This is a genomic window from Burkholderia sp. KBS0801 (assembly GCF_005937855.2).
In the GTDB taxonomy this organism is placed as follows: Bacteria; Pseudomonadota; Gammaproteobacteria; order Burkholderiales; family Burkholderiaceae; genus Burkholderia; species Burkholderia ambifaria.
In genome coordinates this window covers 2330586-2347446 of record NZ_CP042177.1, presented here as the reverse complement: position 1 = coordinate 2347446, position 16861 = coordinate 2330586, and the positions used below count along the sequence as shown (strand labels likewise).

At 67.5% G+C, this 16861-nt stretch carries 12 protein-coding genes; 9 read left to right on the top strand and 3 right to left on the bottom strand.

The features are described from left to right. The first annotated feature begins 140 nt into the window (after nucleotides 1-140). Nucleotides 141-1556 carry an MFS transporter gene (locus tag FFI87_RS11095; RefSeq protein ID WP_138847455.1) on the top strand — a complete coding sequence of 472 codons (1416 nt, stop codon included), beginning with the start codon at nucleotides 141-143 and terminating at the stop codon, nucleotides 1554-1556. Between the two features lie 140 nt (nucleotides 1557-1696). On the opposite strand, the gene FFI87_RS11090 is transcribed toward FFI87_RS11095, so the two are convergent. Then, nucleotides 1697-1972 carry an oxidative damage protection protein gene (locus FFI87_RS11090; protein ID WP_006755553.1) on the bottom strand — a complete coding sequence of 92 codons (276 nt, stop codon included), beginning with the start codon at nucleotides 1970-1972 and terminating at the stop codon, nucleotides 1697-1699. A 49-nt stretch (nucleotides 1973-2021) separates the two neighbouring features. Continuing rightward, on the bottom strand, nucleotides 2022-3401 hold the full coding sequence (gene argA, locus FFI87_RS11085) for an amino-acid N-acetyltransferase (RefSeq protein WP_138847456.1): 1380 nt from the start codon (nucleotides 3399-3401) through the stop codon (nucleotides 2022-2024). 23 nt (nucleotides 3402-3424) lie between these two features. Between argA and hrpA the strand changes: the two genes are divergently transcribed. From hrpA to FFI87_RS11060, 5 genes are all read left to right on the top strand, one after another. Next, nucleotides 3425-7636, top strand: coding sequence for an ATP-dependent RNA helicase HrpA (gene hrpA, locus FFI87_RS11080; protein WP_138847457.1), 4212 nt, complete (start codon nucleotides 3425-3427; stop codon nucleotides 7634-7636). A gap of 180 nt (nucleotides 7637-7816) precedes the next feature. Next, complete coding sequence (locus FFI87_RS11075) at nucleotides 7817-8806, top strand: beta-propeller fold lactonase family protein (protein WP_012364241.1); 990 nt, start codon at nucleotides 7817-7819, stop codon at nucleotides 8804-8806. 16 nt (nucleotides 8807-8822) lie between these two features. After that, the gene (locus tag FFI87_RS11070) at nucleotides 8823-9797 is read left to right on the top strand and encodes a sterol desaturase family protein (protein WP_012364240.1); all 975 of its coding nucleotides are present in this window, start codon (nucleotides 8823-8825) and stop codon (nucleotides 9795-9797) included. A gap of 111 nt (nucleotides 9798-9908) precedes the next feature. Continuing rightward, a complete protein-coding gene (locus tag FFI87_RS11065) occupies nucleotides 9909-10736 on the top strand; it encodes an EI24 domain-containing protein (protein ID WP_012364239.1) in 828 nt (275 codons plus the stop codon). Then, nucleotides 10733-11548, top strand: coding sequence for a competence/damage-inducible protein A (locus FFI87_RS11060; protein WP_138847458.1), 816 nt, complete (start codon nucleotides 10733-10735; stop codon nucleotides 11546-11548). The genes FFI87_RS11065 and FFI87_RS11060 overlap by 4 nt, the downstream gene beginning before the upstream one ends. Nucleotides 11549-11675: 127 nt before the next feature. Here FFI87_RS11060 and FFI87_RS11055 read toward each other — a convergent pair whose 3' ends face one another. Next, nucleotides 11676-12140: a rhodanese-like domain-containing protein gene (locus FFI87_RS11055; protein WP_012364237.1), complete on the bottom strand. Its 465-nt coding sequence runs from the start codon at nucleotides 12138-12140 to the stop codon at nucleotides 11676-11678. Between the two features lie 409 nt (nucleotides 12141-12549). Here FFI87_RS11055 and glnA point away from each other — a divergent pair, with 409 nt between their 5' ends. The 3 genes from glnA to ntrC all read left to right on the top strand — a co-directional run bounded on the left by glnA (nucleotide 12550) and on the right by ntrC (nucleotide 16841). Further along, nucleotides 12550-13965: a type I glutamate--ammonia ligase gene (gene glnA / locus FFI87_RS11050; RefSeq protein ID WP_012364236.1), complete on the top strand. Its 1416-nt coding sequence runs from the start codon at nucleotides 12550-12552 to the stop codon at nucleotides 13963-13965. A 161-nt stretch (nucleotides 13966-14126) separates the two neighbouring features. Further along, on the top strand, nucleotides 14127-15269 hold the full coding sequence (gene glnL / locus FFI87_RS11045; protein WP_011657397.1) for a nitrogen regulation protein NR(II): 1143 nt from the start codon (nucleotides 14127-14129) through the stop codon (nucleotides 15267-15269). A 45-nt stretch (nucleotides 15270-15314) separates the two neighbouring features. Next, nucleotides 15315-16841: a nitrogen regulation protein NR(I) gene (gene ntrC / locus FFI87_RS11040; RefSeq protein ID WP_138847459.1), complete on the top strand. Its 1527-nt coding sequence runs from the start codon at nucleotides 15315-15317 to the stop codon at nucleotides 16839-16841. Nucleotides 16842-16861: the final 20 nt, after the last annotated feature.

The window sequence follows — 16861 nt, the reverse complement described above, 5'->3', positions numbered from 1 at the left end:
AGCATCCCCGGCCGAGGAAGCAGCAGGCAAAGCATCAGAACGTAAAGCCGTAAAACAACCCCGCCAGCCGGCGGCGCAAGTCCGGCCATCCGGCAAGGCGCGTGACAGTCGCGCCGCCGATCACGAACATGGAGACATCGATGAGCCGTCCGCAAACCCCGTCCGCCGCGCCAAGGCCCGGCCGCGCCGCCCTCGCAGCCTTCGTCGGCACCACGATCGAGTGGTACGACTTCTATATCTACGGCACCGCCGCCGCGCTCGTGTTCGGCAAGGTGTTCTTTTCCGGCACGATGGATCCCGGCGTCGCGACGCTACTCGCGTTCGTCACGTTCTGGGCCGGTTTCGCCGCGCGGCCGCTCGGCGGGATCGTGTTCGGGCATCTCGGCGATCGCGTCGGCCGCAAGACCGCGCTCGTGATCACGCTGATCATGATGGGCCTTGCCACGACCGGCATTGGCCTGTTGCCCGGCTATGCGTCGATCGGCGTGTGGGCGCCCGCGGGCCTCGTCGTGCTGCGCGTGCTGCAGGGCATCGCGGTCGGCGGCGAGTGGGGCGGTGCGGTACTGATCGCGAGCGAGAACGCGCCGAAGCATCGCAGCATCCTGTATGCAGCCTTCGCTCAGCAGGGCTCGCCCACCGGCAACCTGCTCGCGACGGTCGCGTTCTTCGCATTGAGCGCGTTGCCGACGCCGTCGTTCCTGATGTGGGGCTGGCGCATTCCGTTCCTGCTGTCGGCGGTGCTCGTGATCATCGGGATGGTGATCCGGCTGCGGCTCGAGGAATCGCTCGACATGCAGCGCGTGCTCGCGCGCAAGCGCACGGTGAAGCTGCCGCTGCGCGACGTCGTGCGCGACCACTGGCTCGTCGTGCTGCTCGCGGCCGGCACGCTGCCGGTGATCAACGTCACGTATTTCCGCAGCACGTTCGCGCTGTCGTGGGCGACCAAGGAACTCGGCTACGCGCAGGGCACGTTCCTCGGCATCCTGTCGATCTCGCTCGTCGTGCAGTTCCTGATGCAGCCGATCGGCGCGTGGTTCGTGTCGAAGATCGACATGCGCCGCGCGATGTGCTGGATCCTGATTCCGGAGATCGTGCTGATGCCGGTGATGTTCCATGCACTCGCGACCCGCTCGTACTGGGTCGCCGTCGTGGGGATGTGCATCTCGACGATCCCGTCGGCGATGTTCTACGGTGCGGTCGGCGGCGTGCTCGCGCGCGTGTTTCCGGCCAACATCCGCTATACGGGCCTGTCGCTGGCGTATCAGCTGAGCGCGCTCGTCGTCGGCGGCGGCACGCCGGTGCTCGCGCAGGCGATCCTGAACGCGACCGGCAGCATCGTCGGCGTCGCGATCGCGTCGGGGCTGTACGCGCTCGTGTCGCTCGCCTGCATGCTCGCGCTGCTCAATCGCACCGGCTACCGTGCGGATGAGCTGTCGAGCGCCGAGCGCAGCGATGCGGCCGAATGGGGCACCGCAAGCGCGAGTGTCGACGCCGCGTCCGCGCAGCCGGACGAGCGAGGCACGTTGAAGCCGGCGGGGCAGGCCGGCGCGACCTGACGTGGCGGCATCGACCGCGCCGGGCCGACTCACATCGGCTCTCGATTTGCCCGCCCCCAAAAGCAAACGGCACCGTGCGATGCACGGTGCCGTTTGCTTTGCATGAGACCGGTACGACCGGCCCGCGCGATCCGCGGTGCTCAGCCTTCCGTCGGCGGCACGAAGCCGGACGCCTGGTCCGCGCCGTCGCCGAAGAAGTACTTCTCGGTCTGCTTCATCAGGTACTGGCGCGCGCGCGGGTCGGCCATGTTCAGGCGGTTCTCGTTGATCAGCATCGTCTGCTGCTTGAGCCAGCCTTGCCACGCTTCCTTCGACACGCTTTCGTAAATGCGCTTGCCGAGTTCGCCCGGCAGCGGCGGGAAATCGAGAGCCTCGGCTTCCTTGCCGAGCTTCGCGCATTGAATCATTCGAGCCATCGTGTACTTCTCCTGTAATCGGACTGGGGGAGGGCAGTCGTGCCTGCGCTCAGAGCTGCTTCATCAGCACGAGCGACTTGCGCTGCCAGTTATAGAGTTTGCGGCGGTCTTCCGGCAGGTCGTCGACGCTGACCTTGACGAAACCGCGCTTGAGGAACCAGTGCTCGGTGCGCGTCGTGAGCACGAAGATATGCGTGAGGCCCCGCGCGCGGGCACGCTGCTCGATGCGCTTGAGCAGGCGTTCGCCGTCGCCCGAGCCCTGCGCTTCCGGCGCGACCGTCAGGCACGCCATCTCGCCGATCTTTTCCTGCTGGTACGGATACAGCGCCGCGCAGCCGAACAGCACGCCATCGTGCTCGATCACCGAGAAGTGGTCGATGTCGCGTTCGATCTGGTGGCGGCCGCGCCGCACCAGCGTGCCGTCCGACTCGAGCGGCTCGATCAGCGACAGGATGCCGCCGACGTCGTCCGGCGTCGCTTCGCGCAGGCTCTCGAGATTCTCGTACGAGATCATCGTGCCGACGCCGTCGTGCAGGAACAGTTCGAGCAGCATGCTGCCGTCGAGCGATTGCGGGATCAGGTGGGCACGGGTCACGCCGCCGCGGCACGCGCGGATCGAATGCTTCAGGAAGAACGCGTCGTCGCCCTGGACGTTGCCGGAATCGAGCAGCTCGGCGGCCGCGTCGAGCGACATTTCACGGACCAGCGCGCCTTCGTCGTCGATGATGCCGGGCGCTTCGGTCAGGAAGATGATCTTGTCGGCGCGCAGCGCGATCGCGGCCGCCGACGCGACGTCTTCCATCGACAGGTTGAATGCTTCGCCGGTCGGCGAGAAACCGAGCGGCGACAGCAGCACGAGCTTGCGGCTCGCCAGCGAATGACGGATCGATTCGGCGTCGATCTTGCGCACGATGCCCGTGTGCGCGAAATCGACCCCGTCGAGAATCCCCACCGGCCGTGCGGTCACGAAGTTGCCGGACACGACGCTGATGTGCGCGTGCGCCATCGGCGAGTTCGGCAGACCCTGGCTGATCGCGGCCTCGATGTCGAGACGCACTTCGCCGGCCGCTTCCTTCGCGGATTCGAGCGCGCGCGCATCGGTGATGCGCAGCCCGTGCGAAAACTCGGATTCGACACCATGCAGGCTCAGCTGCTCCTCGACCTGAGGGCGCGAGCCGTGGACCAGCACGATCTGGATGCCCATCGCCTGAAGCAGCGCGATGTCGGACACGAGCGCGTTCAGGAGTCCCTGCTGCACCACCTCGCCGCCGAACCCCACGACGAAGGTGCTGTTGCGGAACTTGTGGATATAGGGCGCGACGGAGCGCATCCAGTCGACGAACTGCGCGTGGCTGGCGGCCGAATCGTCGGCGGCCGGCGGCGTCGCAGCGCCGGTCTGGGCGGGAGGGAGGTCGGTTTGGGAATTCATGGGCGGGATTATAATGCGCCCCCATGTCGAATGTACCTAAAAGTCCCGCGCCGACGCGGGCCAAAGCGCCGTCGGCCAGGCACCCGGATGGTGCGGCCGATGCGCGCGAGCAGCAAGGCCAGCCGCCGCGCCAGCCGCAGCAACAGCAGGCGGGCAAGCCGCCGCGCGGGCCGCGCGGTGAAGAGCGGCGCGGCGACGCGCGCCAGCCGGCCGCGGCGACGGACGCAGCGCGGGCGGATGCGCGCGCCCCGCGCCGCGAGCGTGCGCCGCGCGCGGCCGTCGCCCCCAATCCGGTTCCGCCGATCACGTATCCCGAAAGCCTGCCCGTATCGGGCAAGCGCGACGAAATCGCGCGCGCGATCGCCGATCATCAGGTCGTCATCGTCTGCGGCGAAACGGGTTCGGGCAAGACCACCCAGCTGCCGAAGATCTGTCTCGATCTCGGCCGCGGCCTCGGCGCCGGCGGCACGGGCCTGATCGGCCATACGCAGCCGCGGCGCCTGGCCGCGTCGTCGACCGGCCGGCGGATCGCCGAGGAACTCGGCACGCCGTTCGGCGAGGTGGTCGGCTACAAGGTGCGCTTCACCGACAATCTCGCGCCGGGCGCGTCCGTGAAGCTGATGACGGACGGCATCCTGCTCGCCGAGACGCAGACCGACCCGCTGCTGAAGGCGTACGACACGCTGATCATCGACGAGGCGCACGAGCGCAGCCTGAACATCGACTTCCTGCTCGGCTACCTGAAGGAAATCCTGCCGAGGCGGCCGGACCTGAAGCTGATCGTCACGTCTGCGACCATCGACGCCGACCGCTTCGCGCGCCATTTCGGCAGCGACGCGCGCCCGGCGCCGGTGATCGAGGTGAGCGGGCGGCTGTATCCGGTCGAGATGCGCTACCGCCCGGTGGCCGAGGATCGCCCGGCCGTGAAGAACGCCGAGGGCACGGGCGGGCGCGATCGCGTGAAGACCGCGCGCGAGGCCGAACGCGACCTGATGGACGCGATCGTCGACGCGGTCGACGAACTGTGTCGCGAAGGCCCCGGCGACGTGCTGGTGTTCCTGCCCGGCGAGCGCGAGATTCGCGAAGCGGCCGAGGCGCTGCGCAAGCACCATCCGCCGCATACCGAGATCCTGCCGCTGTTCGCGCGACTCTCGGCGGCCGACCAGGACAAGGTGTTCAAGGCGTCGAACGCGCGCCGCATCGTGCTCGCGACCAACGTGGCCGAAACGTCGCTGACGGTGCCGGGCATCCGCTACGTCGTCGACACCGGTCTCGCGCGCGTGAAGCGCTATTCGTACCGGAACAAGGTCGAGCAGCTGCAGGTCGAGTCGATCTCGCAGGCCGCCGCGAATCAGCGCGCGGGTCGCTGCGGCCGGGTGGCCGATGGCGTGTGCATCCGCTTGTACGAGGAAAGCGACTACCAGGCGCGCGCACGCTTCACCGATCCGGAAATCCTGCGCTCGTCGCTCGCGTCGGTGATTCTGCGGATGAAGTCGCTGCACCTGACCGAGATCGAGTCGTTCCCGTTCCTCGAGCCGCCGCCCGGCCGCGCGATCGCGGACGGCTACCAGTTGCTCAACGAACTCGGCGCGGTCGACGACGACAACGCGCTGACGCCGCTCGGCCGCGAGCTCGCACGGCTGCCGCTCGATCCGCGCGTCGGCCGGATGATCCTCGCCGCGCGCGACCAGCAGTCGCTGCGCGAGGTGCTGATCATCGCGAGCGCGCTGTCCGTGCAGGACCCGCGCGACCGTCCGATCGAAGCGCAGGAGCAGGCCGACCAGGCGCACCGCCGGTTCGCCGACGAGCGCTCCGAATTCCTGCAGTGGCTGAAGATCTGGGCGTGGTTCGAAGAGGCCGTCGCGCACAAGAAATCGAACCGTCAGCTGATCGATGCATGCCGGCAGAACTTCCTGTCGCACCTGCGGCTGCGCGAATGGCGCGACGTGCATTCGCAACTGCTGACGGTCGTGCGCGAGCATGGCTGGCGGCTCAACGAAGTCGAGGCGACCTACGAGCAGATCCATCTGGCCCTGTTGACGGGCCTGCTCGGCAACCTCGGCATGAAGGCCGACGACGATCCGCACTACCTCGGCGCGCGCGGGATCAAGTTCTACCTGTGGCCGGGCTCCGCGCTGGCGAAGAAGGCCGGCCGCTGGGTGATGGCGGCCGAACTCGTCGAGACGAGCCGGCTGTACGCGCGCTGCCTCGCGAAGATCGAGCCGGAGTGGATCGAGAAGGTCGGCGCGCACCTGCTGAAGAAGTCGCTGTCGGAGCCGCACTGGGAAAAGCGTCCCGCGCAGGTCAGCGCATTCGAGCGCGCGACGCTGTACGGGCTGCCGATCTACCACCGCCGGCGCGTCGCGTTCGGCCGGCAGGATCCGGCGCGCGCGCGCGAGCTGTTCATCCGCGGCGCGCTGGTCGAGGGCGAGTTCGACACGAAGCTGCCGTTCTTCGCGCACAACCGCAAGCTGCTCGCCGACATCGAGCAGCTCGAGCACAAGTCGCGCCGGCAGGACGTGCTGGTCGACGACGAACTGATCTACGCGTACTACGACCAGGCGATTCCGGAGGGCATCCACACGGGCGCCGCGTTCGAGCGCTGGTATCGCGACGAGGTGAGCAGGGGCGGCCGGGCGGAGGACAAGCAGCGGCTGCTGTACCTGTCGCGCGACGACCTGATGCGCCACGAGGCGGCCGGCGTGACGACCGAGTTGTTCCCGAAGCGCGCGACGATGGCCGGCGTCGAGATGGCGCTCACGTACCACTTCGAGCCCGGCACGCCGCGCGACGGCGTGACGCTCGCGGTGCCGCTGTATGCGCTGAACCAGGTCGACGCGCGCCGCTGCGAATGGCTCGTGCCGGGGATGCTGAAGGAGAAGGTGCAGCTGCTCCTGAAGTCGCTGCCGCAGAAGCTGCGCCGGCACTGCGTGCCGCTGCCCGAGTACGCGGCCGGCTTCGTCGAGCGCATGGGGCGCGAGCGCTTCGGCGCGGGCGGTCTCGTCGAGGCGCTGATCGCCGACGTGCGCGCCGAGACGCAGGTCGCGATGAAGACGGCCGATTTCAAGCTCGAGACGCTGCCCGCGCACCTGTTCATGAACTTCAAGGTGATCGACGAGCACGGCCGCCAGCTCGCGATGGGGCGCAATCTCGCGCAGCTTCGACAGGAGCTGGGCGCGCAGGCGCAGCAGCAGTTCCAGAAGATCGCGGCGGCGTCGACGATCGCGCCCGGCGGCGACGCTGGCGCGGGCGACGCTGGCGACACGCCGGCGCCCGCTGCCGTACCGGGTTCGGCGGCGAAGGGTGGCAAGGCCGGCAAGGGCGCCGCGCCGCACACGGGCGCCGCGCGGATGGCCGCCCCGGCGGAAGCCGGCGCGACCGCGCTGTACGAGAACCTGACGACGTGGAACTTCGGCAAGCTCCCCGAGCTGCTGGAGATCCGCCGGCGCGGCCAGACGCTGTACGGCTATCCGGCGCTCGTCGATCGCGGCACGCATTGCGACGTCGAGGTGTTCGACTCGCCGGAGGAGGCCGCGCGGATTCACCGGGCCGGCTTGCGGCGGCTGTTCGCGCTGCAACTGAAGGAGCCGATCAAGTTCCTCGAGAAGAACCTGCCGGGGCTGCGCGAGATGGCGATGCAGTATATGTCGCTCGGCACGCAGGACGAGCTGCGCGACCAGCTGATCGACACGGCGCTCGACCGCGCGTGCCTGCAGGATCCGCTGCCCGACGACGACGCGAGCTTCCATGCGCGCCGCGACGAGGGCCGCAGCCGCCTGAACCTGCTCGCGCAGGAGATCGCGCGGCTCGTCGGGCAGATCCTCGCCGAATACGCGGGGCTCGTGAAGAAGCTCGCGCAGGCGAAGCCGTTCGCGCAGGCCCACGCGGATCTTCAGCAGCAGCTCGCGGCGCTGGTCGGCAAGCGCTTCGTGATCGACACGCCTTACACGCAGCTTGCGCACTTCCCGCGCTATCTGAAGGGCATCGCGTTGCGGATCGACAAGCTGAAGGCCGACCCGGCGCGCGACGCGAAGCAGTCCGGCGAGCTGCTGCCGCTCGTGCAGCAGTACCAGCGCGCGGTGTCGCAGCGCGGCGGTGTCGCCGATCCGCGGCTTGCGGAATTCCGCTGGCTGCTGGAAGAATTGCGAATTTCGCTGTTCGCGCAGGAACTGCGCACGCCGATGCCGGTCTCTGTCAAGCGTCTGCACAAGGTGTGGGAGTCGATGCAGCGCTAGCGCCACGGCGGGCTCGCCGGCCCCGCGCCGGCTGCCGGCCGCGGCCGCCCCGTGGCGCCGGCCGCGGTCGGCCGCCCGGCCGCCGCGGCGTGCGTCAATGTGGCGCAACCCGGGCTTGCGTCAACCGGCGGGGCCGGTCGAACGTTCTACAATGACTGCTGTTCCACGACGTGAGTCTTCATGCGCACTTTCCTTTCCCTCGGCCGCGCACTCGCGCTGGCCGCCGCCGTGCTGGCGCCGGCCGCACACGCGAATAACGTGATCATCCTCAACTCGGCCGAAGCGACGCTTTCCCTGATCGATCAGCAGACCCGCGAGGTCGTCTCCACGCTGCCGACCGGCAAGGAGCCGCACCATCTGATGGCGACGCCCGACAATTCGTCGCTGATCGTCGCGAATTCGATCTCGAACAGCCTGATGTTCCTCGATCCGAAGACGGGCAAGCTGCAGCGCACCGTCGAGGGGATCGACGATCCGTACCAGCTCGGCTTCTCGCCCGACCGCAAGTGGTTCGCGGCGGCGGGGCTGCGGCTCGACCGCGTCGACATCTACAGCTACGACGGCCACGACGTGCACCTCGCGAAGCGCGTGCCGCTCGCGGTGATGCCGAGCCACCTCGCATTCACGAAGGACAGCAAGACGCTGCTCGTGTCGCTGCAGGTGTCCGGCGAGATCGCGGCGATCGACCTGCCCACGCAGACGGTCAAGTGGAAGATGAAGGTCGGCAAGGTGCCGGCCGGCCTGTGGCTCACGCCGGACGACAAGTTCCTGCTGGTCGGGATGACCGGCGCGGATTACGTCGCGGTCGTCGACTGGCGCAACCAGAAGGTCGTCAAGCAGATCTACACGGGCAAGGGCGCGCACAACTTCCGCTCGCTCGCCGACGGCTCGCACGTCGCCGTCACGAACCGGGTCGCGAACACGATCAGCATCCTCGACGAGAACACGCTCACCAACGTCGGCGACATCACCGGCCTGCTGCCGGGGCCGGACGACATGGAGCTGTCGGCCGACAAGAAGACGCTGTGGGTGACGTTCCGCTTCGCGAAGAAGGTCGGTATCATCGATCTGGCATCGCGCAAGCTGGTGCAGACGATCGCCGTCGGCCGTTCGCCGCACGGGATCTACTTCTACGACCGCGCGCCGTGGAAGGCTGCGAACGGCGCGTGACGGGCGGAGGCGAACGATGCTGCACCTGATCGATGCGTTCGTGTCGGACATCCAGACCTGGCTGTACGTCGACGTCGTGCAGCCGCTCCTCTTCAAGTTCAACCTGATGGACTATGACGAGGACACCTACGACGCACTGTACTGGGTGATCATCGGCGCGCTGCAGATGGTGCTGATGTTCGCGCTGCTGCGCCCGCTCGAGGCGCTCGCGCCCGTCGAGCGCTGGAAGAACCGCCGCGCGGTGCGGGTCGACGTGATCTACACGGCGATCTCGAAGCTCGGCATCTATGCGCTGTTCTTCTTCTTCGCGCTGCAGCCGGTGTTCGACAAGTTCCAGTCGTGGCTGCGCCTGCACGGCGTCGCGAACTTCAACCTCGACTATTTGTGGCCCGGCGTGACCTCGCAGCCGATCGTCGCGTTCGCGATCTACCTCGTCGTGCTCGACTTCGCCGGCTACTGGTATCACCGCTGGCAGCACAAGTTCGGCATCTGGTGGGAGCTGCACGCGGTCCATCACAGCCAGCGGCAGATGTCGCTGTGGTGCGACGACCGCAACCACCTGCTCGACGACGTGCTCCAGTCGTGCTTCTTCGCTGCGATCGCGCTCGTGATCGGCGTGACGCCGTCGCAGTTCGTCGTGCTGACCGCGGTCACCAACTTCCTGCAGAGCATCCAGCATACGAATGCGCGGCTGTCGTTCGGCCGGCTCGGCGAGCGCCTGCTCGTGAGCCCGACCTTCCACCGGCGCCACCACGCGGTCGGCTACGGTCACGAAGGCACCAAGTACGGCTGCAATTTCGGCGTGCTGTTCCCGTGGTGGGACGTCATGTTCGGCACCGCGTCGTGGAACCGCACGGTCGAGCCGACCGGTATCCGCGAGCAGATCGACGGCGTGTCCTACGGCGACGGCTTCTGGGCGCAGCACGGCCTCGCGTTCGTGCGGATCTTCCGGCGCCTCGTTCCCGCGAAGCGCGGCGCGGCGTCGGCCTGAGCTCGTCACCGTCCCGTTGAACCGCTTCCCCACACGGCCCGCATGCGCTTTGGCGCATGCGGGCCGTGTGGTTTATCCTTTCCCCGTTTTTCTCCGTCGATACAGGTTCGCATGAACGACTTGCTGCGCTCCTTCATCCGGGCGCTCGCCAGCGCGCTGCACCCGCGCATGCTGTGGCTGACCCTGATGCCGTTTGTCGTCTCGGCGCTGCTGTGGGGCGTGTTGCTGTGGTTCTCGTGGCAGACGCTGATCGATGCCGCGCGCGGTGCGCTCGACGGCTTCGTGCTGACCGCCGCGCTGTACCGCGCGTTCGACGCGATCGGGATGTCGCAGCTGCATGCGGTCGTCGCGCCGTTCGTCGTCGTGTCGCTCGCGATTCCGCTGATCGTGCTGACCGTGCTGCTGCTGATCGCGACGATCTCGATGCCCGTCGTGATCAAGCACCTGTCGAACCGCCAGTTCGCCGCGCTCGAGGCGAAGCGGGGCGGCACATTTCTCGGCAGCGTGGTCAATTCGCTCGGCGCGGCGCTCGTCGGCGTCGTGCTGCTCGTCGTCACGATCCCGCTGTGGTTGATTCCTCCGTTCTTCGCGCTGCTGCCGCCCGTCATCTGGGGCTGGCTCACGTACCGCGTGATGACCTACGACGCGCTCGCCCAGCACGCGAGCCGCGACGAGCGCCGCGCGCTCGTGCGCCAGCATCGCTGGCCGCTGATCGGCATCGGCGTCGCGACCGGGTTGCTCGGCACCGTGCCGACCTTCGTGTGGGTGTCGTCGGTCTGGATGATGGTGCTGTTTCCGTTCGTGGCGGCGGCGATGATCTGGGTTTACGCTTTCATCCTGGTCTTCTCGGCGCTGTGGTTCGGGCACTATTGCCTGCGCGCGCTGGACGACCTGCGCGCGCGTTCGCGCGCCACCGCAATCGACATGGGGCAGGCATGAGCATCGGCATCATCATCATCGGCGACGAAATCCTTTCAGGCCGCCGGCAGGACAAGCATCTGGCGAAGGTCATCGAGCTGCTCGGCGCGCGCGGCCTCGCGCTCGACTGGGCCGAATACGTCGGCGACGATCCGGCGCGGATCACCGCGACGCTCGCCCGCGCGAGCGCGTCCGGCGACATCGTGTTTTGCACGGGCGGGATCGGCGCGACGCCGGACGACCATACACGTCAGTGCGCCGCCGCCGCGCTCGGCGTGCCGCTCGCGCTGCATCCGGAAGCGAAGGCGCTGATTTCGGAGCGCATCCGCGAGACGCATACCGATCCGGCCACGCCGGTCGACTTCGATTCGCCGGAAAATCGCCACCGCTTCAACATGGGCGTGTTTCCGGCGGGCGCGACGATCATCCCGAACGGCTATAACCGGATTCCCGGTTTCTCGGTCGGCGAGCTCCATTTCGTGCCCGGCTTCCCGGTGATGGCGTGGCCGATGATCGAATGGGTGCTCGATACGAAATACCAGCATCTCCATCATGTGACGCCGCACGCGGAGCGCTCGCTGTTCGTGTTCGAACTGCCCGAATCGACGTTGACGCCGCTGATGGAGAACATCGAGCGCGACTTCCCCGGCGTGCGCGTCTTCAGCCTGCCGAGCGTGGGCGACGCGGAGCGCGGCGGGATCTACGCGCGCCGGCATATCGATCTCGGCGTGAAGGGCGAGCCGGAAGCGGTCGCGGCCGCGTTCGTGAAGCTGCGCGAAGGCGTGCACCTGCTCGGCGGCGACGTCGTCGAGCCGGATGCGCCGCGCGCCTGAGCAGCCCGCGATCCTTCACGCAAACGGGCCGCGCAAAAACCACGGGCCGCGCAACGCGGCCCGTCATCGGGATGTCATCGCCCGGCTCGACGATGTGGCAGTCGGGCGTGCCTGAACGGATGCGCGCTCAGGCGCCGATCCACGGCAGTTTCCGGAAGCACCAGCCGTCGACCGTCTTGCGGTGGCCTTCGCCGTCCTTGCCGCCCTCGAAGCCTTCGAGCAGGTCGAACGCCTTCGTGAAGCCGGCCTGCGCCGACGCGACCGCGGCGAGCTTCGAGCGCGCGGCGCTGCGGCACAGGAACAGGATGGGCGTATCGGCCGGCAGGGCCGCCTTCAGTTCGTTGACGAATTCGGCGTTCGGCACGCCGCCCGGGTAGCGCGTCCATTCGAGGTGCAGGTACTGGCCGTCGCCGACGAGCGGGCGGCCGACCCAGTCGAGCTCGGCGCGGGTGCGCACGTCGACGAGGCGCGCCGACGGGTCGAGCTGCAGCAGTTCGAATGCCTCGACCGGCAGCAGCGCGCCGGCATAGTTGAGCGCGCCTTGGGTGCGGCGTTCTTCGGCCTTCGCGTAAAGCTGGTCGAGCGTACTCATGGCAGGAGGTCTCCGTATGGTTCGATCAAACAAACATTCTAGCGCGCCGCCGCCGCGCGGATGTGGGCGTAGCCTGCCGCGCATGCACCGCTCCGTGCTCACCAAAAGAGTGCAGAATGGTACGTATGCACCACAATGATTCAGTTGCGCCTGTGCCCTCCGGAGATTGCACCATTTCAGTGCGATTGCGCGGCCCCCGGTGCGGCGCCCGGCCCCGCAATCGCGCAGCAGGGCCCCGTGGTGGCGCGGGCTGGCGCGATTCATGTCGCATCTGTGCATGGCTGGCACGGTTGCTGCTATATAGAATTCGGTCGACCCGGGGCGCGCTGCGCCAAAGCCAGACTCCGGGCAGCTCGGTAAACGAGGCGGTTCCCAGTCCGCCGGAATTGTTCAATCAGGAGAAGAGGTTATGAGTAAAACCGTCGCCGACGTCATGCAGCTCGTGAAGGACGAGGACGTCAAGTTTGTCGATTTCCGCTTCACGGATACGCGCGGCAAGGAACAGCACGTGTCGGTGCCGGTTTCGGCGTTTGACGAAGACAAGTTCGAAAGCGGCCATGCATTCGACGGCTCGTCGATCGCCGGCTGGAAGGGCATCGAGGCGTCGGACATGCTGCTCATGCCGGACCCGAGCGCTGCCTTCATCGATCCGTTCTATGAAGAGTCGACGCTCGTGCTGACCTGCGACGTGGTCGAGCCGGCCGACGGCAAGGGCTACGAGCGCGATCCGCGTTCGCTCGCGAAACGCGGCGAAGCGTACCTGAAGAGCACGGGCATCGGCGACACGGCCTACTTCGGTCCGGAACCGGAATTCTTCATTTTCGACTCGGTCCAGTGGAACACGGACATGTCGGGCTGCTTCGTGAAGATCAACTCCGAAGAAGCACCGTGGTCGGCAGGCAAGGAATTCGAAGGCGGCAACACGGGCCATCGTCCGGGCACGAAGGGCGGCTATTTCCCGGTCGCGCCGGTCGACACGTTCCAGGACATGCGTTCGGAAATGTGCCTGCTGCTCGAACAGCTCGGCATCCCGGTCGAAGTGCACCACCACGAAGTGGCGGGCCAGGGCCAGAACGAAATCGGCACGAAGTTCTCGACGCTGGTTCAGCGCGCCGACTGGACGCAATGGTCGAAGTACATCATCCACAACGTCGCGCACTCGTACGGCAAGACGGCGACGTTCATGCCGAAGCCGGTCGTCGGCGACAACGGTTCGGGCATGCACGTTCACCAGTCGATCTGGAAGGACGGCCAGAACCTGTTCGCGGGCAACGGCTATGCCGGCCTGTCGGAACTGGCGCTGTTCTACATCGGCGGCATCATCAAGCACGCCCGTGCACTGAACGCGATCACGAACCCGACGACGAACTCGTACAAGCGTCTGGTCCCGCACTTCGAAGCACCGGTCAAGCTCGCTTACTCGGCGCGTAACCGCTCGGCATCGATCCGCATTCCGCACGTGTCGAACCCGAAGGGCCGCCGTATCGAAACGCGTTTCCCGGATCCGATGGCGAACCCGTACCTCTGCTTCACGGCGCTGATGATGGCCGGCCTCGACGGGATCCAGAACAAGATCCATCCGGGCGAAGCCGCGGACAAGAACCTGTACGACCTGCCGCCGGAAGAGGATGCAAAGATCCCGACCGTCTGCGCGGGTCTCGACCAGGCACTGGAAGCGCTCGACAAGGATCGCGAGTTCCTGACGCGCGGCGGCGTGTTCACCGACAGCATGCTCGACGCGTACCTCGCGCTGAAGGAGCAGGAGCTGGCGAAGTTCCGCATGACGACGCATCCGATCGAGTTCGAGATGTACTACTCGCTGTAATCGGCGATGGCGCTTCGAGTGAGCGCCGTCATGCCGGTTCGTTCCCGTCGCGCGGCCTGCGGCGGGAACCGCGGAGTCTGAAAGGGGACGGCGTCCAGCCGTCCCTTTTTTGTTCCGCAAATTTTCATGTTCCCACCCGGTGAGGCGCGACGATACGCAAGATGGCTCTGAAAAATCTGATCAAGGCGAAGACGGGGCAGCCCGAGCGACTGACGGAAGACGAGCGGCTCGCGCGCTCGGGCCTGCTTGCGGGGCTGGAGGCACTGCCGACGGTCGTGATCGTGCTCGACCGCAAGACGCTCAGGGTCGCGTTCGCGAACCCGTCCGCGGAGGCGATGCTCGACATCTCGCGGCGGCAGCTCGCGCAGCGGCCGTGGGGCGAGATTTTTCCGAACGCGAACGAGCTCGCGGCGACGATCACCGCGATCGGCCAGGAGCGCTTTCACGCGACGCATCTCGACACGGTGCTCGACCGGCCCGGCCACGAGGCGCTGCACGTGCATGCGATCGTCGGCTTCCTCGAGACCGCGCCCGATTTCGTGCTCGTCGAACTGTTCGAGAACGAACGGCAGTCACGCACCGATCGCGAGGAACGGATCCACGACCTCACCGCGGTCAACAAGCAACTGATCCGCAATCTCGCGCACGAGATCAAGAACCCGCTCGGCGGCATTCGCGGCGCAGCCCAGCTGCTCGAATTCGAGCTGAGCGAGCGCGAGCGCGGCGAGCTGCGCGAATACACGCAGGTGATCATCAAGGAGTCCGACCGCCTGCAGACGCTCGTCGACCGCTTGCTGGAGCCGCACCGGCATCCGCATATCGTCGGCGACGTGAACATTCATGAAGTGTGCGAACGCGTGCGCGCGGTGATGCTCGCGGAATTTCCGCGCGGCCTCACGATCGAGCGCGACTACGACGTCAGCGTGCCCGACCTGCGCGGCGACAAGGAGCAGTTGATCCAGGCGCTGCTGAACATCGTGCGCAACGCCGCGCAGGCGCTGCGCGAACGGATCGCGCAGGGCGACGCGAAGATCGAGCTGCGCACGCGCGTCGCGCGCAAGGTGACGGTCGCGAAGCGACTGTACAAGTTGGCACTGGACTTGCATGTAGTCGACAACGGGCCCGGCATTCCGGAAGAGATCCGCGACCGGATCTTCTATCCGCTCGTGTCCGGGCGCGACGACGGCAGCGGCCTTGGCCTCACGCTCGCGCAGACCTTCGTGCAGCAGCACGACGGGATGATCGAGGTCGAGAGCCGGCCGGGACGTACCGAATTTCAGATCCTGCTGCCGCTCGACCATTGAGCGGCGGTATGGCGATTCACCGGATTCACCAATACTGACCGACCTATGAAGCCGATCTGGATAGTAGACGACGACCAATCGATCCGCTGGGTGCTCGAAAAGGCACTCGCCCGGGACAGCTTCGCGACGAAGAGTTTCGCGAACGTGCGCGACGCGCTGGCCGCGCTCGACCACGAGACGCCTCAGGTGCTCGTATCCGACATCCGGATGCCGGGCGGCTCCGGCCTCGAATTGCTGCAGGCGGTGCACGAGCGTCTACCGGACCTGCCCGTCATCATCATGACGGCGTTCTCCGATCTCGACAGCGCCGTCGCGGCGTTCCAGGGCGGCGCGTTCGAATATCTCGCGAAGCCGTTCGACGTCGACAAGGCGGTGGAGCTGATCCGCCGCGCGGTCGAGGAAAGCCTGCGCGGCGGCGCGCCGCAGGACGAGCGCGTGGCCGAAGCGCCCGAGATGCTCGGCCAGGCGCCCGCGATGCAGGACATGTTCCGCGCGATCGGCCGCCTGTCGCATTCGGCCGCGACCGTGCTGATCACCGGCGAATCGGGCACCGGCAAGGAGCTCGTCGCGCGGGCGCTGCACCGGCACAGCCCGCGCGCGAACGGACCGTTCATCGCGCTGAACACCGCGGCGATTCCGAAGGACCTGCTCGAATCCGAACTGTTCGGTCATGAACGCGGCGCGTTCACCGGCGCGCAGACGACCCGCCAGGGCCGCTTCGAACAGGCCGAGAACGGCACGCTGTTCCTCGACGAAATCGGCGACATGCCGTTCGACCTGCAGACACGCCTGTTGCGCGTGCTGTCGGACGGGCAGTTCTATCGCGTGGGCGGCCACAACCCGCTGCGCGCGAACGTGCGCGTGATCGCCGCGACGCACCAGAATCTCGAGTCGCGCGTGCGCCAGGGACTGTTCCGCGAGGACCTTTACCACCGGCTCAACGTGATCCGGCTGCGGCTGCCGCCGCTGCGCGAACGCAGCGAGGACATCGCGCTGCTCACGCGCCACTTTCTGCAGAAGAGTGCGCGCGATCTCGGCGTCGAGCCCAAGCGCGTGTCCGACGATGCGCTGGCGTACCTGACGTCGTTGTCGTTCCCCGGCAACGTGCGGCAGCTCGAGAATCTCGCGAACTGGCTGACCGTGATGGCGCCCGCGCAGACGGTCGAGATCAAGGACCTGCCGCCCGACCTCGTGCCGGCAGGCTCGCCGGTGACTGCGACGGCCGATGGCATCGATGCGCACGGCGGCGCGAGCATTGGCGGTGGCGACACGCTGCGCGTGCCGCCGGCGGCCGGTACGGCGCCGTTGACGGCGGCGCCCGTCGCGGCCGCGCCGAACGGCGCGCCGGCCGGCTATCCGATGTGGGAAAACGGGCTGCGCACCGAAGTCGCGCGGCTGTTGCGCGAGAACTCGGCCGACGTGATGGACGAGCTCGCGCGCCGCTTCGAGGCGGCCGTGATCCGCGAGGCCCTCGACTTCACGCGCGGCCGCAAGGTCGAGGCGGCGGAGCGGCTCGGCATCGGCCGCAACACGATCACGCGCAAGATCCAGGAACTGCACCTGGAGCCTTGAGCCGCCGTCGCGGCATGCGC